Origin of the sequence: Streptococcus sp. HMSC077F03 (assembly GCF_001812375.1) — a bacterium.
Lineage (GTDB): Bacteria > Bacillota > Bacilli > Lactobacillales > Streptococcaceae > Streptococcus > Streptococcus oralis_S.
The window spans coordinates 226,811-250,757 of sequence record NZ_KV808793.1; the positions used below are offsets into that span (position 1 = coordinate 226,811).

Below are 23,947 nucleotides of genomic sequence, written 5' to 3' on the forward strand. Positions count from 1 at the left end.
TTTTTTGCTTATTGTCACTACTTTACATATAAATCTTTAAAGAGACCATCTACTTCTGCTATCTGACAGAGCAAGCGGGATAGTTCTTGGTAGTCTTCTTTTAAACATGAAAGGTGGGCTTGGCTAAATAGAGTAGCCAATCCTTCTTTTAATCTTGCCCCTTCTGTATTATGGTCTTTTAAGAACTTACTGAGATAGAGATTTCGAACAGCAGCAAGTTTGAAGCTGAAGTACTGATGCAATTGTTTTTGCTCCGTATTTAAGCCATTTTCAGCAACTGCTTTTGCATAATATTCCAAAACATCGTTTTGATCATTCAGATATCGGTTCTTCATAATCCTTGCTGTTTCCTGATAGATTTCAGTCTGACTAGGACTCTTGACCTTCTTAAAATTTCCCCACATGGAGTAAGCTCCACGCTTATAGTCAATAGCCTCTGCCTTCCATGCTTCTAGTATGTCATTAAAAGCAACCTTCATACAGGCAAAACCAGCTGGATCATGCAAATAGAGGTGCTGATGATCAATGCCATACACGGTTACGAAGTGATCCACACCATAAAGGATTGTGTGATTGGGATTGTAAGTCAGATGGCCCATATCAAGAGGTCCCAGAACGACAGGTCCATTTGACAGAAATGTTTCCAACTTTCTTTTAACCTCTTCCAAATCAACTTCTGCTTCATCTTTTAGATAGAAGTCCTCAAAGTCAAAACCAAGTATTTTTAAGGAATGAGAAATGGAAAGATCTGGCATTCCATTATCAAAAAATACTAGAGGGTGCTGCTCATCTTCCTTTACGATACTAGCGCCATTGCCCATCACCATGATTGCCTCTAAAAAGTCTGTTTTTAAGTCATAACCATAGGCATCTAGTGCCATTGCCAATGAATAACTATAGCAAAGTGACACATCTCCAAAATACATCTGCATATTCCTGCCTCCTTATCTTCTATGGGACTATTATACTGAGAAAACTATTCTCATGCCCCATAAAATCCAAACATAAAATATGGTTTGTTTGTTTACAGACATGAATGTCAACAATTAAAAACTCTGTAAAAGCTATCTTCTACAGAGTTTGATTTGCATCTTTATAAAAAATCAGAAAATGATCTAGTCCCTGATGACTGGTATCCAGAGTTCCATTTGGTAGTCTGAGGACGACATATCTCCTTTGAAATAAACTTCAAAGTCTGGGGCTCCTGAGTGGCGATAGCCAGTTTCTGGAAAAAAGACCTCTAAGACATATTTCCAAGCATTGTGAATGCTAGCAGGTATAGGGCCTTTGACTGGTACGATAGCATATTCAGCGGCTGGGATATCTTTGATGGACAGACCTAGTTCTTCTGCTTTAGTTTTATCCGTCACATCATAAGCAGCCATATAGTTGATGATTTCGCCTTCTTTGACATCCGAGCAGACGCCAAAAGATTGGCCACTGCCTAGACTCTCTAGGCTTTCAAAGCTGTGATGGGCATAGAGATGCTCCCAAGCAGACGGGCATTTGCTATTGTCAATAGCTTCCAATAGGACGCCTGCCACGGTAAAAGCAGGTTTCTTTTGAATCTTGATATCCATGTTCTTTCCTCCTGTGATTTTTAAGGATAATTGAAGTCTAGGAAAGATCCGATAAGGTTTTCCTTTTCGAACTTCTGAGGGAGTTGCACCATGGAATTTCTTGAAGGCTGTGCTGAAGGCGTCAGCAGACTCATAGCCGTATTTCATTGCTATGTTAATGACTTTCTCAGTGCTTTCCCGCAAGTCCATCACAGCCTCTGACAACCTGCGATTGCGCAAGTATTCTGCTAATGTCATATCTGCCAGGATAGAAAATAGCCTGCTAAAGAGAGAGTAAGAATAGCCCGATAGCTGCTGAAATCTTTTCATATCCACTTCTCCAGTCAGTTGCTGCTCCAAATAATCCATGGTTTGATTGAATTGATGCATCATATTCTTCTTTTCTTACCTCCATAAGATACAAAGGTCATTAAAAGCAAAGTGAAAATGGGAAAATTATCGCTGGTTCTTCTGATTCTAGGTAATTTTTTCTTTTTCGCATAGCTTTTAGTCCGTGTTCAATTCTATCTATATTCTAACAAATACAGGATACTTCCACCCTAGAATCTTTGTACAAGATTTAAAGGTGTAAATTCTATAACTTATCTTTTAATTTCTCAACAAAGAGATAGGCTGCAGGGCAGGTCAAGGTATTCTTAATCGTCAAATGATTAATTTGATGGATCTTTTTCCGATCTGTATGGGGGAATTCACGACAGGCCTTGGGACGAACATCATAGATGCAGCAGAGATTGTCTCCTCCTAGAAAGGGGCAAGGCATGGATTTGAAAACTTTATCCCCATCTTCATCCACCTGAAGGAATTCCGCTTCAAAAGCCGGTAATTTCATCTTAAAGTACTTAGCGATACGGGTGATATCTGCTTCTTTAAAGTCGGGCCCCAAAGTCTTGCAACAGTTGGCACAGGCAGTGCAATCAATCTCAGCAAAGACTTCTTGGTGAATCTGCTGCGCAATCTTATCTAAGTTTTTAGGAGGTTTTTTCTTTAGATTAGCTAACACTTTGCGGTGGTCCTTCTGCTTTTGCAAGGCTAGCTGATGGTAATACTCAATATCAATCTCTTTAGACATAATTTCTTCCTAATACAAGTGTTTTTGTCTATTATACCATAAACTCTGCCCCTTTCTTATCCCCTTGAACAGAAAAAAGCCCTTCGGAAAAAATCCGAGGGGCTTCAAACCTTGTTCACTGAACTAGATTATTTTTTAAGGTTGTAGAATGATTTCAATCCACGGTATTCAGCTACTTCACCAAGTTGGTCTTCGATGCGAAGCAATTGGTTGTATTTAGCGATACGGTCTGTACGTGAAAGTGAACCAGTCTTGATTTGTCCTGCGTTTGTTGCAACTGCGATGTCAGCAATTGTTGAATCTTCAGTTTCACCTGAACGGTGTGATACAACTGCAGTGTAACCAGCTTCTTTCGCCATTTCGATAGCATCGAATGTTTCAGTAAGTGTACCGATTTGGTTAACTTTAATAAGGATTGAGTTAGCAGCACCTTCTGCAATACCTTTTTCAAGGTAAGAAGTGTTTGTTACGAAGAAGTCGTCACCAACCAATTGAACTTTACCACCAAGACGTTCAGTAAGAGCTTTCCAACCGTCCCAGTCGTTTTCGTCCATACCATCTTCGATAGTGATGATTGGGTATTTGTTTACCAATTCTTCAAGGTAGTCGATTTGTTCTGCAGCAGTACGTACAGCAGCGCCTTCACCTTCGAATTTAGTGTAGTCGTAAACTTTACGTTCTTTATCGTAGAATTCTGATGAAGCACAGTCAAATCCGATAAATACGTCTTTACCAGGAACATATCCAGCAGCTTCGATCGCAGCAAGGATAGTTTCAACACCGTCTTCAGTTCCTTCGAAACGAGGAGCGAATCCACCTTCGTCACCTACGGCTGTTTCAAGACCACGAGATTTAAGGATTTTCTTAAGAGCGTGGAAGATTTCAGCACCCCAACGAAGAGCTTCTTTGAATGATGGTGCACCAGCAGGTACGATCATGAATTCTTGGAAAGCGATTGGAGCGTCAGAGTGAGAACCACCGTTGATGATGTTCATCATTGGAGTTGGAAGAACTTTAGTGTTGAATCCACCAAGGTAGCTGTAAAGTGGGATTTCAAGGTAGTCAGCAGCAGCACGAGCTACAGCGATAGACACACCAAGAATTGCGTTTGCACCCAATTTACCTTTGTTAGGAGTACCGTCAAGTGCGATCATAGCACGGTCGATAGCTTGTTGGTCACGTACATCGTAGCCGATGATTGCTTCAGCAATGATGTTGTTTACGTTGTCAACAGCTTTTTGTGTACCAAGACCACCGTAACGAGATTTGTCACCGTCGCGAAGTTCAACTGCTTCGTGTTCACCAGTAGAAGCTCCTGATGGAACCATACCACGTCCGAAAGCACCTGATTCAGTATAAACTTCTACTTCAAGTGTTGGGTTACCGCGTGAGTCTAGGACTTCGCGAGCGTAAACATCAGTAATAATTGACATTTTTTACTCTCCTTTGAGTTAAATTTTTTACACCTCTATGATACCTTAAAAATAAGCGTTTTTCAAGAAAAAACGTTATCTTTGTGCAAATTTTCCTTAACTTTATAAAGTAATCGCTTTCTTTTATCTGTTTTCTTGCGATTTTTGTGATATACTGTTTTTATGACAGATTTATCAAAACAACTACTAGAAAAAGCTCATGGTGGGCCGAAATTAAACCCTGACGAACAACGCCGCTATCTCGGCACTTTCGAGGAAAGAGTTCTTGGCTACGCGGATATCAGTACTGCCAATAGTCCTGAATTAGAACATGGATTTTTCTCTATTTTAGAGGGTTTTCAAGAAAAGGTAGAGGCACTTTTTGTGAAGATTTCACCAAATATCGAGTTTGACAAACAGGTCTTTTACTTAAAGCAAGCAAAGGAAAGCAACTGTCAGGCGACTATTGTTTCAGATGATCATATCACCTCTCCTTTCGGTCTTGTCATTCATACAAATGAACCTGTTCAAGTAGAAGAAAAGGACCTTAGACTTGCATTTTCAAGTCTTTGGGAGGAGAAAAAGGCTGAGCCACCTAAAAAATCCATCTGGAAAAAATGGTTTGGTTAATGATTTCTCATGTTTAATAAACGGCCAATATTAGTAGCTGTGTGCTCCAAATAGAGACTTGCATTTTTCAAACTATCTTCCAAAGGTTCACTTTTCTCTAAAATAGAAAAGACAGCTTGTATATTTTCGAATGGTAGGGAAGGTAAATCCTCGGAAAGACTACCACAAATAGCAATAACAGGAACTCCGTTAGGGGTTCTTTTTGCTACTCCCATAGGAGCTTTTCCAACAAAGCTTTGACTGTCCAGTCTGCCTTCTCCAACGATAACCAAGTCTGCCCCTGCAACTTTCTTATCAAAATCAATCAAATCTAAGCAAGTGTCAATCCCAGATACGATAGTGGCCTCAGCAAAGGCACAGAGCCCAGCCGCAATCCCACCGCCGGCTCCTGCTCCTTTAAGAGAGAGGGTTGATGGTGAAAATTTTTCATAGAACCGCTGTATAGCCAAATCTACTGTCTCAAACAAAGCAGGATCCAAGCCCTTTTGTTTTCCAAATGTATAGGTCGCTCCTTGAAGACCACATAGAGGGCTCACGACATCTGCTAAAATGCGGATTTTCACATCTTCAGGTATCCTATACAACTCGCTGTCTGAAACTAACTCGAATTCAAGCAAAGTCTGACCGCAAGCTGGCAATTCTTTTCCATTCTTATCATAAAAACGATAACCTAAACCAGCAGCAATGCCTATCCCACCGTCATTACTAGCCGTACCACCAACGCCGACATAGATATCTTTCATCCCTTGATCAACGAGATGACGAATCAACTCTCCGATACCTTTGGTTTGGATGTGAAGGGGATTTCGTTTCTCCCGCGGAATCTTCCCAAGACCAACCAAGTCAGCAACTTCGAAGAGCGCTATTTGATCTTTGTGAAAGTAGCGCATGGATTCTTTTAGCCCAAAAGGCCCCGTAACCTCTTGCCATTTTTCTTCGAGTTCAAGAGAATGTCGGATAGCGTCTACAGTTCCTTCCCCACCATCACCTACAGGGCAAAGCAGACATTCTACATCTGCTATCGATTTTTGGAATCCTCTTTTTATAGCTTGAGCAACCTCTTCTGCCGTCAAACTTTCTTTAAAAGAATCGGGTGCAATTACAATTTTCATAGTTCCCTCTCATTCTAAGAAATCAATCAAAGGTAGAACTTCTAAAAGCTCCCTCGTATCTACATGACAAGCTATCTCGGATTTTACGACTTCTTTGGCACAAAATGCAATACTACATCCTGCTGACTTTAACATCAAGAGGTCATTGGCACCATCACCGATGGCAATAGTTCTTTCTTTGGATAATCCAAATTCCTTTCTCCATTTCTCAAGAGTAACTTGTTTTACTTGACCTGTCACAATTTCACCAACTAATTTTCCTGTTAAAAAACCGTCTTTGACTTCCAACTGGTTGGCGGAGAAATAGGAAATACCAAGGGATTTTGCTAATCTTTCAACTATTGGTGTAAAGCCACCAGACACTAGACCGACTAGAATGCCCTTCTTTTGAAGTATGGAGATAAATTCTTGAGCATTCTTGGACAGATGAATGGATTTGAAGACAGTATCAAAGACCGAAACCGGAAAGCCTTTTAACAAAGCTACCCTCGCTCGTAAACTTGTTTCAAAGTCCAGTTCACCTCGCATTGCCTGGCTTGTAATCTGCGATATTTCTTCTTCGCAACCTGCTTCTTTTCCTAAAAGATCAATCACTTCTTCTGCTATCAGGGTGCCGTCAACGTCCATGACACACAAGCCTTTTACTTGAGACATAAACTTTCCTTTCTAAACAGCCCAAAAATCGTATGAAAGAATCATACGATTTTATCTATTAGTTGACTAAACTATGGTACAAGTCAAGATAAGACTTACAAGCTGTATCCCATGAGAAATCGCATTCCATAGCTTGTTTTTGTAGATTTCTCCAAACTTCCGGCTGGTACTTATAAACATCCAAGGCTGTTTGGAAACTCCAGTTAAGCCAGTATGGTGTTAAATTATCAAAGCTAAATCCAGTTCCAGTTCCTTCGATTGGATTGAAGGATTGAACCGTATCACGCAAGCCACCCACTTCATGAACCAATGGTAGAGTTCCATAGCGCATCGCCATCATTTGAGACAAGCCACATGGTTCAAAACGACTTGGCATGAGGAAGAGATCACAAGCTGCGTAGATTTCTTGAGCGAGCTTGACGTCAAAAGTGATATTTGCTGATAGTTTGTCTGGATAGACTTGCGCAAACCAGGAGAAGGAATGTTCAAAAGCTGGGTCACCTGTTCCTAAAAGGACTATTTGAACGTCCTCCTGTAAGAAACGATGCAAGCTTTCTACAACAACATCAAAACCTTTTTGGCGCGTCAATCGAGAGACAATCCCAACTAGCGGAACATCTGCTCGCACAGGCAACCCAACTCTCTCTTGTAATTTTGCTTTGTTTTGAGCTTTTCCAGACAAATCTTCTTTATTAAAATGATAATCTAAAAGTGGGTCTGTTTGAGGATTATAAAGATCTGCGTCAATACCATTGACAATACCTGAAACCTTACCTGACTCCATGCGAAGAATCTGGTCCAAACCGCAACCAAACTGACTGGTCATAATCTCGTGCGCATAGCTAGGAGAAACGGTTGTGACACGATCCGCGTATAGGATACCAGCCTTCATCCAGTTGAGGCAATCATTCCAGCGAAGGGTGCCATCAGCATAGCGTTCAAACCCAACTCCAAATAAATCCCACAACATTCCTCCGGAAAATTGACCTTGAAATTCCAAATTGTGAATGGTTAAAACTGTTCTGATTCCTTGATAGACTTGAATCCAATGGTACTTTTCTTTTAACAAGAAGGGAATCATGGCTGTATGGTAATCATGGACATGGAGAAGATCAGGGATAAAGTCAATGCGTTCCATGGCTTCAAGAGCAGCCAGTTGGAAGAAGGCAAAGCGTTCACCATCGTCAAAATCCCCGTAAACATGACCGCGGAAGAAATAATATTGATTATCAATGAAGTAGAAGGTAACCCCATTCAAGACATTTTTTTTAATACCACAGTACTGTCTACGCCATCCTACACTAACTTCAAAGTGGAGAACATCCTCTATCTGGTTCCCAAACTTAGCTTCTACCATATCATAGTAAGGCAAGAAAACTGCAACTTCGTGCCCCGCTTTTACAAGTGATTTTGGAAGTGCGCCAATGACATCGCCCAAACCACCTGTTTTTGAAAAGGGTGCCCCTTCTGCCGCTACAAATAAAATTTTCATGAATAAATGTCCTCTGTTACTGTTTCACCCTTCTTCACTACAACTGGATGTTCTGCTGTTCCTCGAATGACAACACCGTCCGCAACTTCAACTCCTTTGTCTAGGATGGCATATTCAACTTGGGCACCCTGACCGATCACAACTCGAGGGAATAAAATGCTGTCTTTCACCACACTATCTTTGTGAACATAAATGTTACGAGATAGAACTGACTGAACTACTTCACCCTCAATGATACTACCAGAAGCAAACTGAGAATTACTTACTTTTGAAGTATTCGCATAGTAGGTTGGTTCTTCATTCTTAACTTTGGTATAAATTTTTTGATTTGGTGAGAAAAGAGAGTAGAATTTTTTAGATTCAAGCATATCAATGTTTGCTTGATAATAGGACTGAACAGAATGAATGTTCGCTAAGTAGCCTGTGTATTCGTAAGCAAAAGCTCCTTCTTTTGCAGCTAAATCGCGGAGAACATAACGCAACTTTTCAGGATATTCTTTCTGAGCCTCTTCTTCAAGTCGTTCAATCAACCAAGGAGTATCCACAACAAAGATATCTGTAGACATATTGAAGAGTTCATCTGTAGATTTATTATCAAAGAGTTTGTGCGAACGAACATGGTCAGTTTCATCGATTTCCAAAATAGCATTCACATCTGAAATGTCTTTCTTTGGAAGTTTCTTATATACAACTGTAATCGGACCTTTTGTTGTATTGTGTAGGTGGAAGACTTGATTCAAGTCAATATTCACCAGCACATCGCAGTTAATCGAAACGGTTTGGTTTGAACCTGAACGTCTCAAGTAGGTAAGAAGCTGTTGGTAATACTCTTTTCCAACTGTACTGCTTTCAACACGAGTATTGTAAATTCCTAGATAGTAGTGACTTAGAAGAGTTGACAAGCCCCACTCACGACCTGAACGGATATGGTCGAATACTGAGCTGATATTGTCTTGTTGGAAAATACCAAAGATACTACGAACACCTGCATTTGCAAGGCTGGAAAGAGGGAAGTCAATCAAACGGTATTTCCCACCGAAAGGCAAGCTAGCTACCGGACGGTGTTCTGTTAATGTTGACATGTCATGAAAACCAACTGTGTTTCCTAAAATGGCTGAATATTTATCAATCTTCATCTGTTGCTACCCCCACTACTTCATTGTATCCTACTACTTGTACTTCGTCCGTTCCGTCAATCTCTACGCCGTCTGCAATAATGGCACCCTCACCAATAATAGCACGAGTAATCTTTGCGCCATGGCCAATAATAGCTCCACTCATGATGACAGAATCAACGACCTCAGCACCTTCACGTACTTGTGCTTCTGTTGATAGAATCGAACGTTTAACCGTTCCATCTACAAAACAGCCATCCACGACCAATGAATCTTCAACGTGTGCATGTGCTCCAAAGTAGTTGGGTGGTGAGATTAAGTTTCTTGAGTAAATTTTCCACTGACGATTGCGACTATCCAAGGCATTTTCTGGCGAAATGTACTCCATATTGGCTTCCCAAAGTGACTCAATTGTACCAACGTCTTTCCAGTAGCCATTAAATTCATAAGCATAGACACTTTCACCAGACTCGAGATAGTTAGGGATAACGTTCTTCCCAAAGTCTGACATATCCACATTGCTCTTTTCAGCAGCAACAAGCATATTGCGAAGCCGTTTCCAGTCAAAAATGTAAATCCCCATAGAAGCCTTTGTAGACTTAGGTTGCGCAGGTTTTTCTTCGAATTCAACGATACGGTTATTGGCATCTGTATTCATGATACCAAAACGGCTAGCTTCTTTGAGAGGTACGTCTAGGACAGCTACTGTCAAACTGGCATTGTTATCCTTATGGGACTGAAGCATATCATCGTAGTCCATCTTGTAGATGTGGTCACCAGAAAGAATCAAAACATACTCAGGATTAACACTGTCGATGTAGTCAATGTTTTGGTAGATAGCGTGACTAGTCCCTTCAAACCAACGGTTTCCTTCGCTTGCTGAATAAGGTTGTAAAATAGAGACGCCTGAATTGATACCATCCAATCCCCAGCTAGAGCCGTTTCCGATATGGTTATTCAAAGCAAGAGGTTGGTACTGAGTAATCACGCCAACATTATGGATTCCAGAGTTTGCACAGTTGGAAAGAGCAAAGTCAATGATACGGTAGCGCCCACCGAATTGCACTGCCGGTTTGGCAATGCTTTGAGTGAGTTTTCCGAGACGTGTTCCTTGCCCACCCGCAAGGATCAAAGCTAGCATTTCATTCTTCATTTTCTACTCCTTTATAAAGACATGTGAACGTTAAAATCGAAAGAAGGTCGGAAGTCAAACTTTTTTATAAAAATAATAGGAAATCCATTTCTCTTGTGTTTCAAGTCCAATACAAGTACATCCGTTTTTAAAATCTAAAAAATATCATCAACAGCTCATTATTCTTTTTTCTTAGCCGGTTTCAAACGACGCTTGATCTTCCAGATGCTCGCTCCCATGGCAGGCAAGGTAAAGGTCAAAGTCTGCTCATAATCTTTCCATAAGCCTTCTTGAGTCTGAACTGTTTGATTGTGCTCTTTCCACACACCTCCCCATTCTTCTAATTCTGTATTCCAAACTTCTTCGTAAATACCTGCAACAGGTAAACCAATCGTAAAGTCCTTACGTTCAACTGGTGCCATGTTAAAGACACAGACTAACATTTCGTCCTTCTTGCCCTTACGAATAAAGGAAAGGATACTCTGATCTCTATTATCAGCATCGATAATCTCGATACCATCATAACTAGTATCAATTTCCCAAAGACAGCGATTTTCTTTATAGAATTGATTGAGTTGAGAAGTAAAATGCTTCATCTTGGCATTCATCGGATCTTCTAGATTAGACCATTCCAACTGCTCCTCAGACTTCCACTCTAGGAATTGCCCGTACTCACTACCCATGAACAAGAGTTTCTTACCTGGATGACAAATTTGATAGGTGTAGAGGTTGCGCAAACCAGCGAACTGATTGTAGCGATCTCCCCACATCTTATGCATCATACTCTTTTTGCCATGAACAACTTCATCGTGTGAGAAAGGTAGGAGATAGTTTTCATTGAAAACATACATAAAGCTGAAAGTCATAAGATTAAAGTCATACTTGCGATAAATCGGATCTTCCTCGTAGAAACGGAGAATGTCGTTCATCCAGCCCATATTCCATTTATAGTCAAATCCAAGGCCACCCATTTCTTTCATACCAGTAATCTTTGTCGCTGATGAACTTTCTTCTGCAATCATCATGATGTCTGGATGAGCTAACTTAATCACTGTGTTCAACCGTTGAAGGAAATAATAACCCTCGTAGTTAAGGTTTCCACCATCTTTGTTTGGAGTCCAAGGAGCATTATCATAATCTAGATACAGCATATTGCTCACTGCATCGACCCGAATACCATCTAAGTGGTAAAAATCAATCCAGAATTTAATACTTGAAATCAGGAAAGATTGGACCTCATTTTTCCCGAGGTCAAAATTCAGTGCACCCCAACCGTAGTTATGAGCCTTGTTGTGATCTTGGTATTCAAAAGTTGGTGTACCGTCATAATATGCCAATGCATCATCATTAATAGTGAAATGACCTGGAACCCAGTCGACGATAACACCGATATTATTTATATGACACTCTTCAACGAAATCTTGGAATTCCTCAGGTGTACCATAGGAATGTTCAAAAGCAAAGTAACCCATAAGCTGATAGCCCCAGCTCAATCCAAGTGGGTGAGCCATTAAAGGCATGAACTCAATATGTGTATAGTTCATCTCAACTAAGTATGGAATCAACTCGTCTTTCAGTTGCGAAAACGTATAGGGACTACCATCTGGATTTCTCTTCCAAGATCCTGCATGGGCCTCGTATATATTAACTGGTCTCTCGAAAAATCCCAGACGTTTACGACGTGCTAGCCAAAGGCCATCTTTCCATTTCTTTTCACGGATATTGGTCAGAACTGCTCCTGTACCCGGTCTAGCTTCAAAATAAACTGCCAAAGGATCAATCTTCATAATCTGGTGACCATTTGCACGCGTGATATGATATTTATAAATCTGACCTTCCTGAGCTTGACTCGTAAAGACTTCCCAAACACCTGCATCGTTTCTAACCATGGGAATCTGATTCTCAACCCAATCGGTAAAATCACCAACTAGATGAACTGCTTGTGCATTCGGGGCCCAAACCCTAAAGGTATAGCCTATTTCTCCGTTTTTCTCCTCTCTATGCGCTCCTAAATAATGCTGGAGGTGAAAGTTCTCACCTGTAGTAAAGGTTCTTAATGCTTCTTGATTATTCATTCAATCCCCTTTCTTATGTAAGCGTTTTCTATATTCCTATTATACACTCTTTTAAGATAACTTTCAAGTAATTTACGAAGGAAATCATATTTTTTTATGAAAGCCTTCAAAAAATTACCTAGCATTTTAAAAAAGATATCCAGAAAATAGAACACGAAACAATTTCCATATATTTTTTTATTATAATACCAGAATATTCGTTTTTTATCAATTTTCTACTGTATTTTTTTAAAAAAAATAAAATCAGGAAGTTATTTTCCTGATTTTATAAATTATTTCACATCAAAAACAATGGATTTAACATTTGTCATCGCTTCGATACTATATTTAATTCCTTGAACTCCTGCACCAGAACCTTTTACACCAAGGAATGGGAAATTATCTGGTCCACGTTGTGTTTTATTATTAATATGAACGGTACCCACTTCAAGTTTTTCAGCAATTTCAAACGCCTTCTTAAAGTCATTTGTAAAGACTGAGGATTGAAGGCCGAACTCCGATTCATTAGCAATTTCAAGTGCTTCATTGGCATCTGCAACTCGAATAATTGGGAGAACAGGTCCAAATGGTTCTTCCCAGGCTAATTTCATATCTCTTGTGACATAATCAAAAAGTCCTGGCCAAATGAGATTGTTCTCACGTTTGATCGGGCTGAGCGCTTTGGCACCCTTTTCTTGAGCGTCCTGAATCAATCCCCAGATGAAATCAGCTGAAGCATTATCAATAACAGGTGTGATATCTGCATTGTCAAATGGATCACCGACTGTTAGCTTAGCAACTTCAGCTTGGAGTAATTCAGCCAATCTGTCTGCTACGCTTTCCACAACCAAAACACGTTTGATAGCGGTACAACGCTGACCAGAGTAGCTAAAGGCACCACCTACGATTTGCTTAGCTGCATTTTCTAAATCTGCATCTTCTAAGACAATTGCTGCATCTTTCCCACCAAGTTCAAGCATAATCGGGCGCATACCAGCTAAACGACCAATACGCTCACCAATCGGTGTTGAACCTGTAAAGTTAATGAAGTTCACTTCCTTGTGTTCGATGATGTAGTCTCCGATTTCAGAACCACGTCCAGTGATGGTGTTAAAGACACCTGCTGGGATTCCTGCTTCGTCAAATGCTTTAGCTAGCAAGAGGCCAGAAATAGATCCTTGTGTTGGGGGTTTGAACATAACGACATTTCCTGCAATCAAAGCCGGAGCAATCTTAGATCCAGAAAGGTTGACTGGATAGTTAAATGGTGCAATAGCTAAAACGACACCAACTGGTTCACGACGGACAACGGCTAGTTTATTTTTACTTGCAGCTTCAAAACCGCCACCTTCCATTGCTTGTCCAGTGATACGGAGACCTTCCTCGGCAGCAAAACGAATCAATTCTGCTGTACGTACTACTTCTCCAATGGCTGCTTTAATCCCTTTTGCAACCTCTTTAGCAAGAATGGTACCAATTTTTTCTTTGTCACGTTCCAAAATGTCTGCTGTCTTATGCAAATAGGCTGCACGCTCAACGGGTGCTAAATCACGCCATGCTGGGAGAGCTGCACGCGCAGCTTTCATCGCCTCATCTACTTCAGCCTGACTCATAGCAGGTACTGTACCCAACTTTTCTTGATTGATGGGAGAATAGATGGCAATTTCATTCTCTGATGATTTCCATTTTCCATTCACTAAATTCTGATAATGTGTCAAATTCTCTTCCTCCTGAAAATGATTAAAACTTATTTTATCAAATTTTCAGAAAATTACAACCCCTTTTTGGAAAATATTGATATTTTTTTCACAAACTTGATTCTTCAAATTATTTGAAATTTATTCCTATTAGATATTGGTTTTTCAATAAAAATAAAAAAGGTCTAGAGTTAACTAAACCTTTTTGTAGTATTTACTATGAAAGTACCTTCAAGACTGCAACGCTGATATCATCAATCACATTAGACTCTTGAGAACGACTGTTGGACACAAGCATTTCAAGATTTCCTGCATTTTCAAAGTAGAAGGAGGTTCCCTTGGCATTAAATACCACCAATAAATGCTCTGCAGCACCGTGAATTTCGTAAACAATCCACCCACTATTTTCAGCAGCTGTATGGACGAAGACATGACGATAAACTTCTTCATATGTAGGATAAGAGAAAGCACGCGTTTGTGTTTTTAGACGAATAATCTGACGGATAAATTCAATGCTCTCTTGTCTCTCATTGATTAAATCCCAGTTGACCTGGTTGACACTATCTGGAGCATTATAACTATTCATGGCGCGTTCTCTATCTGCCGGAGTCAGCTCACCATTTTCTCCAGTAGCAAGGAGTTTGGTGCGGCCAAATTCTTGACCCAACTCTATAAAGGACATCCCTTGCATAAGAACGCTCATCGCTGTTGCTGTCTCAACCTGACGCATAATCTTATCTGAACTGTAATCTGGATGAAGGGTTACTAACAAATCATGCAAGTTGTAATTATCATGGGCTTCCACATAGTTAAGAACTTGGTTTGGACTAAGATATGAGCCCAACTCTCGGCTACCAAGAATAGCTTTGGCTACAATCGGTTCTGTAGCTGCACCACTAACAAATCCTGCCTTGATTGAACCATAAACTTCTCCTCCTTTGATGGCATCACGCTGATCATCATTGAAGAATCCAATATTTGGCATCTGGTAGGCATTGTCCTTCTTGGCCTTATCATAAGGCGCAAGACCGATCCCCATATCCCAACCTTCTCCATAGGTGATAATACGTGGATCAACTTCATCAAGTGCCCAACGAATTGCCTGCATGGTTTTGACATCGTGAATTCCCATCAAGTCAAAACGGAAACCGTCAATATTGTATTCTTTCACCCAATAAAGGAGTGAGTCAATCATGTACTTACGGTACATTTCGTGTTCGCTTGCGGTTTCATTTCCAACACCTGTTCCGTTTTGAAAGGTTCCATCTGGATTCATACGATAGTAATAATCAGGAACAGTTGTTTGGAAAGGTGCATCGACCGTTGAGAAGGTATGGTTATAAACGACATCCATAATGACACCGATTCCTGCATCGTGATATGCCTGAATCATGGTCTTGAGGTCTCGAATAACCTGTCCAGGATCATCTGGGTTACTAGAGAAACTTGGTTCTGGGGCATTGTAGTTTTGAGGATCATAACCCCAGTTATAGGTTACATTTCCGTCCTCGTCGTATTCCTTATGGCGATCAAAGATTGGTTGGAGCTGAACATAATTACAGCCGAGTTCTTTGATATAGTCAAAGGCGGTTGCTTGGTCGAATTGGTTGGTCGTTCCTGTCTGGGCAGCACCAAGGAAGGTCCCTCGAAGATTTTCTGGAACTCCAGATGTTGGCGATTTTGTAAAATCACGAATGTGCATCTCACAGATAACCGCTTTACATGGGTTTTCCAAACGCCAAGGAGCGTCTGTCCCATGCTTGACTTTAAATCCTTCTACCTGTCTATCTTGCTGAGAGAGAATGACGGAACGTTTCCCGTCAGGGCTTGTAGCAATAGTGTAAGGATCTCGTGTCAAAGTCTGATGGTGTGGAAACTCAATCTGATACTGATAAGCTTTACCTGCAAGATTTTCGTCTAAATCTACACTCCAAACACCAATGGTATTGTACTTATGACTGTATGAATAGCTATTCCCACGCTCAAGATTAAAGGTTTTCCAAATCGGCGCGTCGTTACTTGTATTTTCATAAACGACCACTTGGACTGCTGTAGCGGTTGGAGCCCAGAGTTTAAAGCTTGTCTGGTAGTCAGAGATACTATACCCCAACTCTCCTTGGTATCCCCAATGGTGATCAAAACTTTCACTGTGAAAGGCTTTATCAAAAGCAAACGGGTTTCGATCTTTATAGCAAGAACTTGCAATGGCTGGATTTTCAGAATAATAAACCGTCTCATCACCATCCAAAATCCAAACCTCAGTCAACAGTGGATAATAGTTAAACCGTAGGAGATAATCTTTTGTCTTTCCATCTATTTCGACAGAAAAGGTCAGAGTATCGAGCCTTTCTGCACTTGTAACTGTAAAGGAGAATTTTGCTCCAAAATAGTCATTTTCATAATACAAATTTTCTTTAACATCTGCCTGTTTTCTACTGAATGAACAAGCATCATAATCCCCATTTTTTCGGTGAAAATGGATGACTACTGGGTATCTATACATTTCTTTTCCTAATTCCTAATTTCAATTTTTTTATGTAGTGCTGAAGAATTTAGCGGGAATTTCAGCACAATAGAGAATAGCATTAATAGATATAAAAACACATCAGGAGAGATAGTTTCAGACTATCTAACATCTAGTTTTCAACTATTCTTTACAAACTTTCTAGCCAAGCTTCATCTCGAACTTCGATACCAAGTTCTTGTGCTTTTTGGAGCTTGCTTCCTGCATCTGCTCCTGCTACGACAAGATTCGTTTTCTTAGATACACTGCCTGTAACTTTAGCACCAAGGATTTCGAGTTTATTTTTGGCTTCAGAACGTGTGAGACGTTCCAATTTTCCTGTTAATACAACTGTCAAACCTGACAAGGCTGCATCTGCTACTACTGTCTGCCCTTTGTAGTCCAGATTAACTCCAGCTTCTTTCAACTCGTCTAAAAGAATCTTCGATCCTTCTGTAGCAAAATAAGTCTGAAGGCTTTGGGCAATCACACTACCCAAGCTCTCGATACTTGCTACTTCCTCAGGATCTGCTTGGGCTAGATTTTCAATAGAGTGGAAATGTTGGAGCAAGAGTTGGCTAGCCTTACTTCCGACATGGCGAATTCCCAGACCAAACAAGAGTTTTTCAGCAGAGTTTTCCTTGGATGCTTGAATGGCCTGATATAGTTTAGAAGCAGACTTTTCCTTGACGCCTTCTAAAAGAAGGAAATCGTTTTCTTTCAAACGGTAAATATCTGCCACATCCTTAACCAGATTAGCAGCAAAAAGCTTTTCGACGATAGATGGACCAAGACCCGTAATATTCATAGCATCTCGAGAGGCAAAGTGAATCAAACCTTCCATGATTTGGGCAGGACAGCGTGGATTGATACAACGAAGAGCCACTTCATCTTCAAAATGAAGCAACTGACTGTCACAGCTCGGACAGTTAGTCGGAATATCTAGTTTTTCTTCAGAAACACGTTTAGACTCTACCACACGCAGAACAGCAGGGATGATATCTCCAGCCTTATAAACGATAACCGTATCATCTTTGCGGATATCCTTTTCAGCAATATAATCTACGTTGTGAAGAGTTGCACGGCTAACAGTTGTGCCAGCAAGCTGAACAGGTGTTAGATTGGCAGTCGGGGTCACAACACCCGTACGACCTACTGTCCAGTCAACTGAAAGGAGTTGAGCTTCTTTTTCCTCAGCAGGAAATTTATAAGCTACTGCCCACTTAGGTGCTTTAACGGTAAAACCGAGTTCTTCTTGACCTGCTAGGTCGTTAACCTTGATGACCACCCCATCGATATCGTAAGGCAGTTTCTCCCGTTCTTGTCCTACTTCTTGGATAAAATCCCATACCTCATCTATACTTTGAGCCAATATTCGTTTAGGATTAACTACAAAACCAAGCTGTTCAAGATGCTCCAAGACCTTTTCTTGACTATCACGAGTTGAAGGGCTGGCTTCTTGATAGAGGAAAGTAGCAAGATTACGCTTGGCCACTACTGCTGTATCCAACTGACGCAAGGTGCCTGCAGCTGCGTTACGAGGATTAGCAAATTCAGGCTCCCCATTTTCTTGGCGGGCTTGGTTGACCTGATCAAAGGAAGCGCGTGGCATGTAACACTCTCCACGAACGGTGATATCTAGTTCTTCGGGCAAGGTCAAAGGAATGTCCTTGACACGCTTGAGGTTTTCGGTGATATTTTCACCAACAGAACCATCCCCACGTGTGGCACCAACAACCAAAATCCCCTTTTCATACGTAAGCGAGATAGACAAACCATCGATTTTCAGCTCACAAATATAGGTCGGTTGGGGTAATTCCTTTCGCACACGCGCATCAAAAGCTTCTAACTCTTCACGTGAAAAAGCATCCTGCAAACTGTATAGAGGATACTGATGACTGTATTTTTCAAAACCATCTAAAACCTTACCACCAACACGATGAGTTGGACTATCCGCTAAAACTTGATCTGGATAGGCGGCTTCCAACTCAACCAACTCTCGGTAGAGACGATCATACTCGCTATCTGAAACCGAGGGATTGTCACTCGTATAGTACTCGGTCGCATAGCGGTTGAGTAAGGCAACTAACTCATTCATTCTTTCATTCATAATCCCATTTTACCACAAAGCAAGCCCTCCTCACAATAGAGAAGGACTGAAAAATGATTCGTAATGAAATATTTTCTAAAAAAGAGAAATTATAACTCTTTTTTAAAATGACTTCGCACATAAACGAGGGATAAACAAGACAGGATGATAACACCGCTTCCAATTATCAGAAAAGAAGAGAGATGGACACTTGGTAGCACCGTCATAAAGCCTTTTGCAATCGGCATAAATAGGATGGCTAAGGTAAAAATGGTGCTTAGTACTCTTCCCAAGTATTCCCCCTCAACCTTGGTTTGAACCTGAGTAAAAAAGTGAATATTAAAAATCGTCATAAACAGTTCACAAACTAAATTTCCAGAAAAGGAGAGAAAAGTTGGCAGTGGTAATCCCATCATAAAAACTCCAACTCCAGTTAAAGCCAATAGAATCAAAAGATTATAAACACTTGCCTTTATTTTACTAGCTAGAAGAGCTCCAATAATCGAACCAATAGCGCCCATAGTTAAAATAGTTGCATAAGCTCCTTCTACCCCGTATAGTCGATTTGAAAAAGGGAGGAGAAATTCAAAAGCTGCAAAAAAGAAATTAACACTGGAAGCTACTACCAAAAGGAAAAAGATCTCTTGCTGGCGCCAAATATAGCGAATCCCTTCTTTCATATCAGCAAAAATATTTTTCCAGCTGAAAGTCTTTTTCTCTTGTTCCTGAGTCTCTTTTTTTGGGAGAAAAGCTACTAAGGTAAATGCGATAAAAAAACTAATGGCATCTAAAACGAGCGTCATATGGAGACTGGCAAATTGTAAAACGAGAAAAGAAAGCACCGGAGAACTGACTCCTACAACCTGTAAAACTAACTCCAAGCGAGAGTTATAGGTCACAATCTCGTCTTTCTCTACAACCTCAGTTATAATGGCTTTGTTAGATGTACGAGAAAATGCAAAGGCAACCGCCTGAACAATATTGGCAAAAATCAAGGCAGCAATCATCAAGCTATCATCTCTGATGAAAGAAATAGCTAAGCAAAGAACGCCACAAATCAAGTCTGTCGTCATCAAAATTTTGCGACGCGAAAATCGGTCTGAAATCACTCCGCCAAAGGGATTGACCAGAATCGATGTGACGAGTTCAGAAATTTGATAAATCCCAAGAACAGTCTGCCCTATCGTTCCCATTGATGCCAACCAAACACTGTTTCCATAATCATAGAGCATATTTCCTATTTTATTAATAGCACCACGACTAATCAACTGGATTGCATGTCGATTCATATAAAAAACCCCTCTCAAATTTTGAAACTATTGTATCAAAACTGAAAGGAGTCTCTTTATTTTTCCCTTATTTGGGAAATTTAAGGATTTACAAATTTTTCATAATGTTCCTGATAGTAAGCCACTTGCTCTGGAAGTCCAAGCACAGCAAAAATATGCATGGCCTCCCGCATCTGACTACAACCCTCTTCTTTCAAGTCTCTCTGGTAGAGGGCGAAACCTTTGAGATAATGGAAGATATTGCGCTCATAAAGCTTGATACCATTTCCAATTAACTTCTCCACATAGCCCTCAAAATAGTCCGCATCCGCAAAGGATCGATTTTCCAAACAATGCTGGTAACAGTTAAGAGCTAAAATCAAAACAAGTTTTCGATGCCGACCAATTTCCTTGTAGTAGTCTTCCCTCTCCATCACTTCTCTGCCAATTCGAGCCACATAGTCCACATTGTAGAAAGTATAGAGATTTCCGAAAAGAATCAACTCATACATAGTCCATTCTTCTGTTTGAAAAAGATAATCTGCTACCTTTTCCAAATCACTCTGCCTCATCGTGTAATAAGCATCTCTTTGACAAATCAGTCCTTGTAGCAGAATCCAATTCAGCTTAAAATAGAGGGGATTGGTCGAACTCTTAGCCTTTTCAAGTTGTTCTCTTTGAAGCTTTTGAAAACCTGCAATATCATTTGAGTAGTAAAGCGGAATAATCTGTGCCATCAAGGCAACATGTTCATGATTTTGAAAATCCCTAGCCTTGTCCATGAAATTTTCAATAGTCACATGAATATTATCCAAAATCTCAAAGAAACGGGAAACTGCTAAATCAGACTCACCAAGCTCAAAGCGAGATAACTGAGAGGTCGAGCAAGAATCGCCCGCTGCTTCCTTTAAAGAGTAGTTCCCACTGGTTCGAAATTCACGAAATACTTTTCCAAGATGTTCCATCTTTACACCTGCTCTGATAATTCTTCCCACTCAAGCATGGCTTCTTCCTGACGATGGCTGATTTTTTCCAGTTCAGCCTGCATCTCCATGAGTTTTTCAGCGTCATTGGTTTCCAACATTTGTTCAGAGGTGGCTTGGCTTTTACTTTCTAGTTCTTCGATTTCAGATTCTAAACTTTCGATTTGTCGCATGAGTTTGCGGGCTTCTTTCTGACTTTCTTTCTGAGCCTGATAATCATTAACTGGACTTTCTTCTTTTTCTTGATTGCTAGTTGAAGCTTCCGCTGTCTGAATCGCTTCTACTTCTGCTTTCTTTTCAACATAGTAGTCGTAATCCCCAAGGTAGAGGGTTGAACCATTTTCGGACAATTCCAAAACATGAGTGGCTACACGATTGATAAAGTAACGGTCGTGACTGACGAAAAGAAGGGTCCCATCAAAGTCAATCAAGGCATTTTCTAGCACTTCCTTGCTATCAATATCCAAGTGGTTGGTCGGCTCGTCAAGAATTAAAAAGTTGTTGTTTTCCATAGAAAGTTTGGCAAGCAGTAAACGAGCTTTCTCGCCACCTGACAGCATGCCAACTGATTTCTTAACATCATCTCCTGAGAAAAGGAAGGCTCCAAGTCGATTACGGATTTCAACCTCTGGTGTTAGTTTAAAATCATTCCAAAGTTCATCTAGGACACTATTGCTTGGTGTTAGCTTGCTTTGAGTCTGGTCATAGTAACCAACCTCAACATTGGCACCAAAACGCTTCTCTCCCTTGATAAAAGGGATCTGGTCCACAATAGACTTGATAAAGGTTGATTTCCCGATGCCGTTTGGTCCGACAATCGCAACAGCATTCATCTTACGAAGGTCTAGGTTGATAGGCTCTGAAAATATTTCCCCATCATAGCCAATAGCCGCATTTTCAACGGTTAAAACGACATTTCCAGACGTTTTTTCCGACTGGAAGGTCATGTTGGCTGATTTCTTGCCAGCTTCAGGCTTGTCCAAACGCTCCATTTTTTCTAGTTGTTTACGGCGAGATTGGGCACGTTTGGTCGTTGAAGCTCGGACTAGATTGCGATTGACAAAGTCTTCTAGAGCCGCGATTTCCTTCTGTTGCTTTTCATAGTTTTTTGCCTCAGTAGCTAGCTTTTGCTCCTTTAACTCAACAAAGCGAGAGTAATTACCTACATAACGATCTAAGGAATGCTTAGTCAAATCGAGTGTAACCGTCGCAACCTTATCCAAAAAGTAACGGTCGTGACTGACAATAATGAGTGCACCACTATAATTTACTAGGTAATTTTCCAACCAGGCAATGGTTTCGATATCCAAGTGGTTGGTTGGCTCGTCCAAGACTAAGAGATTGGGCTTTTCAAGGAGCATTTTAGCCAGTGCAAGACGAGTATTTTGACCACCTGAAAGCTCAGCAATTTTCATCTGCCACATAGACTCGTCAAACTTGAATCCATTCAAAATCGCTCGAATATCAGCTTCGTAAGTAAAGCCACCATCCTGGCGGAAATTCTCTGACAAACGATCATAATCCGCCATCAGTTTATCCAAATCTTCACCCGACTTTTCACCCATCTCTAATTCCATTTGACGCAGTTGTGTCTCTGCCCGACGCAAGTCATCAAAGACGTGAAGCATTTCATCATAAATGGTATTTTCAGACTCAAAACGGCTATCTTGGGCTAGGTAAGACAGAGAGATATCTTTTTTCTTATTAATTTCTCCACTAGTTGGCTCCTCTTCTCCAACCAAAATCTTTAAAAGAGTAGACTTACCTGCACCATTTTTCCCAACAAGAGCAATTCGGTCTCGTTCATCTACCTGCAGATTAATATTATCAAAAAGAACCTCACCAGCAAAAGATCGTTCAATTTTATTAGCTTGTAAAATAATCATATCTCTATTTTACTATCTTTTTCTCTTTTGCACAATTGCAACGAAAAAAGTTCGAGTCATAAACTCGAACCTTTCATCTTAGTATCCAATGCCTCCACGGAATGTGCGAGCCATATCTTTCAATTCATAGTTTTTAGAAGAGGTATCGATGGTCCATTTTCCATCTTTCTTAGTCATTTTAATTTCATAACCCTCTTTCTTCATGTTATCACTAGTGTCTAGAGGAGTTGAATCAAATTGACTTGGTGCATTTTCTAAAATGTATTTTTCACCAGCTTTCATAGCTTCAGAGTAGTTGCTATATTTACCTTTGTTTTCTTCGTAGAATTTACGGCTCAATTCATAAACATTCAAGTTATCCAAGTCGATTGTTTCTGGTCGAACATAAACAACAGCATAGTCTGGCAAGTATGTCTTCACCTTGTAATCAACTTTTGCTCTCTTAGCATTTGCTTTGATGTAAGCATCTGCGAATGTTCTAAGTTCTGAATCAGACGGTTTGTAGTTATAGAAGCCTTTTCCGAACGATTCTGTAAATTTCTTGATAAACTCTTCTTTATCAGCTTTCGCATCGTTTGTGAATTCAGCACTATTATCAGAAGATTTTTTATCATCAGCAAGCGCAACAACTTGTGACTTATTATCAGTAGCACTTAGGTTCGTTCCACCACCAGAACTTTCCCCATTAAGGTAAACAGCATCGACATATTTTTTCATTACATCTTTCGCTTCATCAATATTGTCTTCATACTGACTTGGATCCACCTTGATTGCTACATCGTTATTCTTTTTAGAATTTTCTTTGATGTCATCGTAAAAGCTAGGTGCAAAGTGAAGTTCATACTTAGCATTCTTATCGACTTCATACACTACATAACCAGCAACGCTCTTTCCTTTAGAAAGACTGTCACCATATGACATAAATTTCGTTTTACTGTCGCTTTCATAAACTTGAATTGGTTGTAATTTTTCATCCTTTTCATTGTATAGCGTGATATCTTGGCTAGTAAAACTAAACTGTTTATCACGATTGTTCTTGATTTCGACTTGAAGTGCAAGGTAGCTTGAAGATGAATCTTCGTCTTTAGGCAATACAAACATACCGTCTTTTACAGAAACTTCAAAGTTTGAGTTCGAGGCAGTACCATTGTCGCTTGCTTTTTTGGAAGCTCCACAGGCAACCAGTGCTAAAGCTGATAAAAGCAAAGCAGAATGCTTAAGAATTTTTTTCATAATGGATTCTCCTTTAATGATTTACTATATTTTACCAT

18 protein-coding genes are annotated in these 23,947 nt (G+C 40.3%); 1 reads left to right on the forward strand and 17 read right to left on the reverse strand.

All coding sequences use genetic code 11. From position 1 onward, the window contains the following. Positions 1 to 17: 17 nt before the first annotated feature. From HMPREF2853_RS06340 to eno, 4 genes are all read right to left on the reverse strand, one after another. Positions 18 to 932: a peptidase gene (locus HMPREF2853_RS06340; protein ID WP_070535322.1), complete on the reverse strand. Its 915-nt coding sequence runs from the start codon at positions 930 to 932 to the stop codon at positions 18 to 20. 183 nt (positions 933 to 1,115) lie between these two features. Further along, the gene (locus HMPREF2853_RS06345) at positions 1,116 to 1,952 is read right to left on the reverse strand and encodes an AraC family transcriptional regulator (RefSeq protein ID WP_002880726.1); all 837 of its coding nucleotides are present in this window, start codon (positions 1,950 to 1,952) and stop codon (positions 1,116 to 1,118) included. Positions 1,953 to 2,154: 202 nt separating this feature from the next. Next, entirely contained in the window at positions 2,155 to 2,649 is a 495-nt protein-coding gene (locus HMPREF2853_RS06350; RefSeq protein WP_000031464.1) for a YkgJ family cysteine cluster protein, read from the reverse strand. A 128-nt stretch (positions 2,650 to 2,777) separates the two neighbouring features. Then, positions 2,778 to 4,082, reverse strand: coding sequence for a surface-displayed alpha-enolase (gene eno / locus HMPREF2853_RS06355; protein ID WP_000022821.1), 1,305 nt, complete (start codon positions 4,080 to 4,082; stop codon positions 2,778 to 2,780). A gap of 162 nt (positions 4,083 to 4,244) precedes the next feature. On the opposite strand from eno, the gene HMPREF2853_RS06360 reads away from it, so the two are divergent. Beyond that, positions 4,245 to 4,691: a DUF1694 domain-containing protein gene (locus HMPREF2853_RS06360; protein ID WP_000131096.1), complete on the forward strand. Its 447-nt coding sequence runs from the start codon at positions 4,245 to 4,247 to the stop codon at positions 4,689 to 4,691. Here HMPREF2853_RS06360 and HMPREF2853_RS06365 read toward each other — a convergent pair. The 13 genes from HMPREF2853_RS06365 to HMPREF2853_RS06425 all read right to left on the reverse strand — a co-directional run bounded on the left by HMPREF2853_RS06365 (position 4,688) and on the right by HMPREF2853_RS06425 (position 23,909). Further along, entirely contained in the window at positions 4,688 to 5,803 is a 1,116-nt protein-coding gene (locus HMPREF2853_RS06365; RefSeq protein WP_070535324.1) for a glycerate kinase, read from the reverse strand. The genes HMPREF2853_RS06360 and HMPREF2853_RS06365 overlap by 4 nt on opposite strands. Before the next feature lie 9 nt (positions 5,804 to 5,812). Next, positions 5,813 to 6,457, reverse strand: coding sequence for a phosphoserine phosphatase SerB (gene serB / locus HMPREF2853_RS06370; protein ID WP_070535325.1), 645 nt, complete (start codon positions 6,455 to 6,457; stop codon positions 5,813 to 5,815). 58 nt (positions 6,458 to 6,515) lie between these two features. Beyond that, complete coding sequence (glgA, locus tag HMPREF2853_RS06375; RefSeq protein WP_070535327.1) at positions 6,516 to 7,949, reverse strand: glycogen synthase GlgA; 1,434 nt, start codon at positions 7,947 to 7,949, stop codon at positions 6,516 to 6,518. Next, positions 7,946 to 9,085: a glucose-1-phosphate adenylyltransferase subunit GlgD gene (glgD, locus tag HMPREF2853_RS06380; RefSeq protein ID WP_070535328.1), complete on the reverse strand. Its 1,140-nt coding sequence runs from the start codon at positions 9,083 to 9,085 to the stop codon at positions 7,946 to 7,948. The genes glgA and glgD overlap by 4 nt, the downstream gene beginning before the upstream one ends. Then, the gene (locus tag HMPREF2853_RS06385) at positions 9,075 to 10,217 is read right to left on the reverse strand and encodes a glucose-1-phosphate adenylyltransferase (RefSeq protein ID WP_000787250.1); all 1,143 of its coding nucleotides are present in this window, start codon (positions 10,215 to 10,217) and stop codon (positions 9,075 to 9,077) included. The genes glgD and HMPREF2853_RS06385 overlap by 11 nt, the downstream gene beginning before the upstream one ends. Positions 10,218 to 10,375: 158 nt before the next feature. Beyond that, on the reverse strand, positions 10,376 to 12,271 hold the full coding sequence (glgB, locus tag HMPREF2853_RS06390) for a 1,4-alpha-glucan branching protein GlgB (RefSeq protein ID WP_070535330.1): 1,896 nt from the start codon (positions 12,269 to 12,271) through the stop codon (positions 10,376 to 10,378). Positions 12,272 to 12,543: 272 nt separating this feature from the next. After that, positions 12,544 to 13,968 carry an NADP-dependent glyceraldehyde-3-phosphate dehydrogenase gene (locus HMPREF2853_RS06395; RefSeq protein ID WP_070535332.1) on the reverse strand — a complete coding sequence of 475 codons (1,425 nt, stop codon included), beginning with the start codon at positions 13,966 to 13,968 and terminating at the stop codon, positions 12,544 to 12,546. A gap of 196 nt (positions 13,969 to 14,164) precedes the next feature. Then, a complete protein-coding gene (gene pulA / locus HMPREF2853_RS06400) occupies positions 14,165 to 16,450 on the reverse strand; it encodes a type I pullulanase (RefSeq protein ID WP_000286535.1) in 2,286 nt (761 codons plus the stop codon). A gap of 151 nt (positions 16,451 to 16,601) precedes the next feature. Next, positions 16,602 to 18,560, reverse strand: a complete 1,959-nt coding sequence (gene ligA, locus HMPREF2853_RS06405; RefSeq protein ID WP_049490620.1) for an NAD-dependent DNA ligase LigA — start codon at positions 18,558 to 18,560, stop codon at positions 16,602 to 16,604. A gap of 89 nt (positions 18,561 to 18,649) precedes the next feature. Continuing rightward, a complete protein-coding gene (locus HMPREF2853_RS06410) occupies positions 18,650 to 19,828 on the reverse strand; it encodes an MFS transporter (RefSeq protein ID WP_001079356.1) in 1,179 nt (392 codons plus the stop codon). An 80-nt stretch (positions 19,829 to 19,908) separates the two neighbouring features. Next, positions 19,909 to 20,772, reverse strand: a complete 864-nt coding sequence (locus HMPREF2853_RS06415; RefSeq protein WP_049479328.1) for an Rgg family transcriptional regulator — start codon at positions 20,770 to 20,772, stop codon at positions 19,909 to 19,911. Between the two features lie 2 nt (positions 20,773 to 20,774). After that, positions 20,775 to 22,676, reverse strand: a complete 1,902-nt coding sequence (locus HMPREF2853_RS06420) for an ABC-F family ATP-binding cassette domain-containing protein (RefSeq protein ID WP_070535334.1) — start codon at positions 22,674 to 22,676, stop codon at positions 20,775 to 20,777. Positions 22,677 to 22,754: 78 nt separating this feature from the next. Continuing rightward, positions 22,755 to 23,909 carry a DUF4352 domain-containing protein gene (locus tag HMPREF2853_RS06425; RefSeq protein WP_070535336.1) on the reverse strand — a complete coding sequence of 385 codons (1,155 nt, stop codon included), beginning with the start codon at positions 23,907 to 23,909 and terminating at the stop codon, positions 22,755 to 22,757. Positions 23,910 to 23,947: the final 38 nt, after the last annotated feature.

What these genes read in the sequence shown, in the direction of transcription:
- HMPREF2853_RS06340 (WP_070535322.1), bottom strand. Translation starts at nt 932, where the DNA reads ATGCAGATGTATTTTGGAGATGTGTCACTTTGCTATAGTTATTCATTG.
- HMPREF2853_RS06345 (WP_002880726.1), bottom strand. Translation starts at nt 1,952, where the DNA reads ATGATGCATCAATTCAATCAAACCATGGATTATTTGGAGCAGCAACTG.
- HMPREF2853_RS06350 (WP_000031464.1), bottom strand. Translation starts at nt 2,649, where the DNA reads ATGTCTAAAGAGATTGATATTGAGTATTACCATCAGCTAGCCTTGCAA.
- eno (WP_000022821.1), bottom strand. Translation starts at nt 4,082, where the DNA reads ATGTCAATTATTACTGATGTTTACGCTCGCGAAGTCCTAGACTCACGC.
- HMPREF2853_RS06360 (WP_000131096.1), top strand. Translation starts at nt 4,245, where the DNA reads ATGACAGATTTATCAAAACAACTACTAGAAAAAGCTCATGGTGGGCCG.
- HMPREF2853_RS06365 (WP_070535324.1), bottom strand. Translation starts at nt 5,803, where the DNA reads ATGAAAATTGTAATTGCACCCGATTCTTTTAAAGAAAGTTTGACGGCA.
- serB (WP_070535325.1), bottom strand. Translation starts at nt 6,457, where the DNA reads ATGTCTCAAGTAAAAGGCTTGTGTGTCATGGACGTTGACGGCACCCTG.
- glgA (WP_070535327.1), bottom strand. Translation starts at nt 7,949, where the DNA reads ATGAAAATTTTATTTGTAGCGGCAGAAGGGGCACCCTTTTCAAAAACA.
- glgD (WP_070535328.1), bottom strand. Translation starts at nt 9,085, where the DNA reads ATGAAGATTGATAAATATTCAGCCATTTTAGGAAACACAGTTGGTTTT.
- HMPREF2853_RS06385 (WP_000787250.1), bottom strand. Translation starts at nt 10,217, where the DNA reads ATGAAGAATGAAATGCTAGCTTTGATCCTTGCGGGTGGGCAAGGAACA.
- glgB (WP_070535330.1), bottom strand. Translation starts at nt 12,271, where the DNA reads ATGAATAATCAAGAAGCATTAAGAACCTTTACTACAGGTGAGAACTTT.
- pulA (WP_000286535.1), bottom strand. Translation starts at nt 16,450, where the DNA reads ATGTATAGATACCCAGTAGTCATCCATTTTCACCGAAAAAATGGGGAT.
- ligA (WP_049490620.1), bottom strand. Translation starts at nt 18,560, where the DNA reads ATGAATGAAAGAATGAATGAGTTAGTTGCCTTACTCAACCGCTATGCG.
- HMPREF2853_RS06410 (WP_001079356.1), bottom strand. Translation starts at nt 19,828, where the DNA reads ATGAATCGACATGCAATCCAGTTGATTAGTCGTGGTGCTATTAATAAA.
- HMPREF2853_RS06415 (WP_049479328.1), bottom strand. Translation starts at nt 20,772, where the DNA reads ATGGAACATCTTGGAAAAGTATTTCGTGAATTTCGAACCAGTGGGAAC.
- HMPREF2853_RS06420 (WP_070535334.1), bottom strand. Translation starts at nt 22,676, where the DNA reads ATGATTATTTTACAAGCTAATAAAATTGAACGATCTTTTGCTGGTGAG.
- HMPREF2853_RS06425 (WP_070535336.1), bottom strand. Translation starts at nt 23,909, where the DNA reads ATGAAAAAAATTCTTAAGCATTCTGCTTTGCTTTTATCAGCTTTAGCA.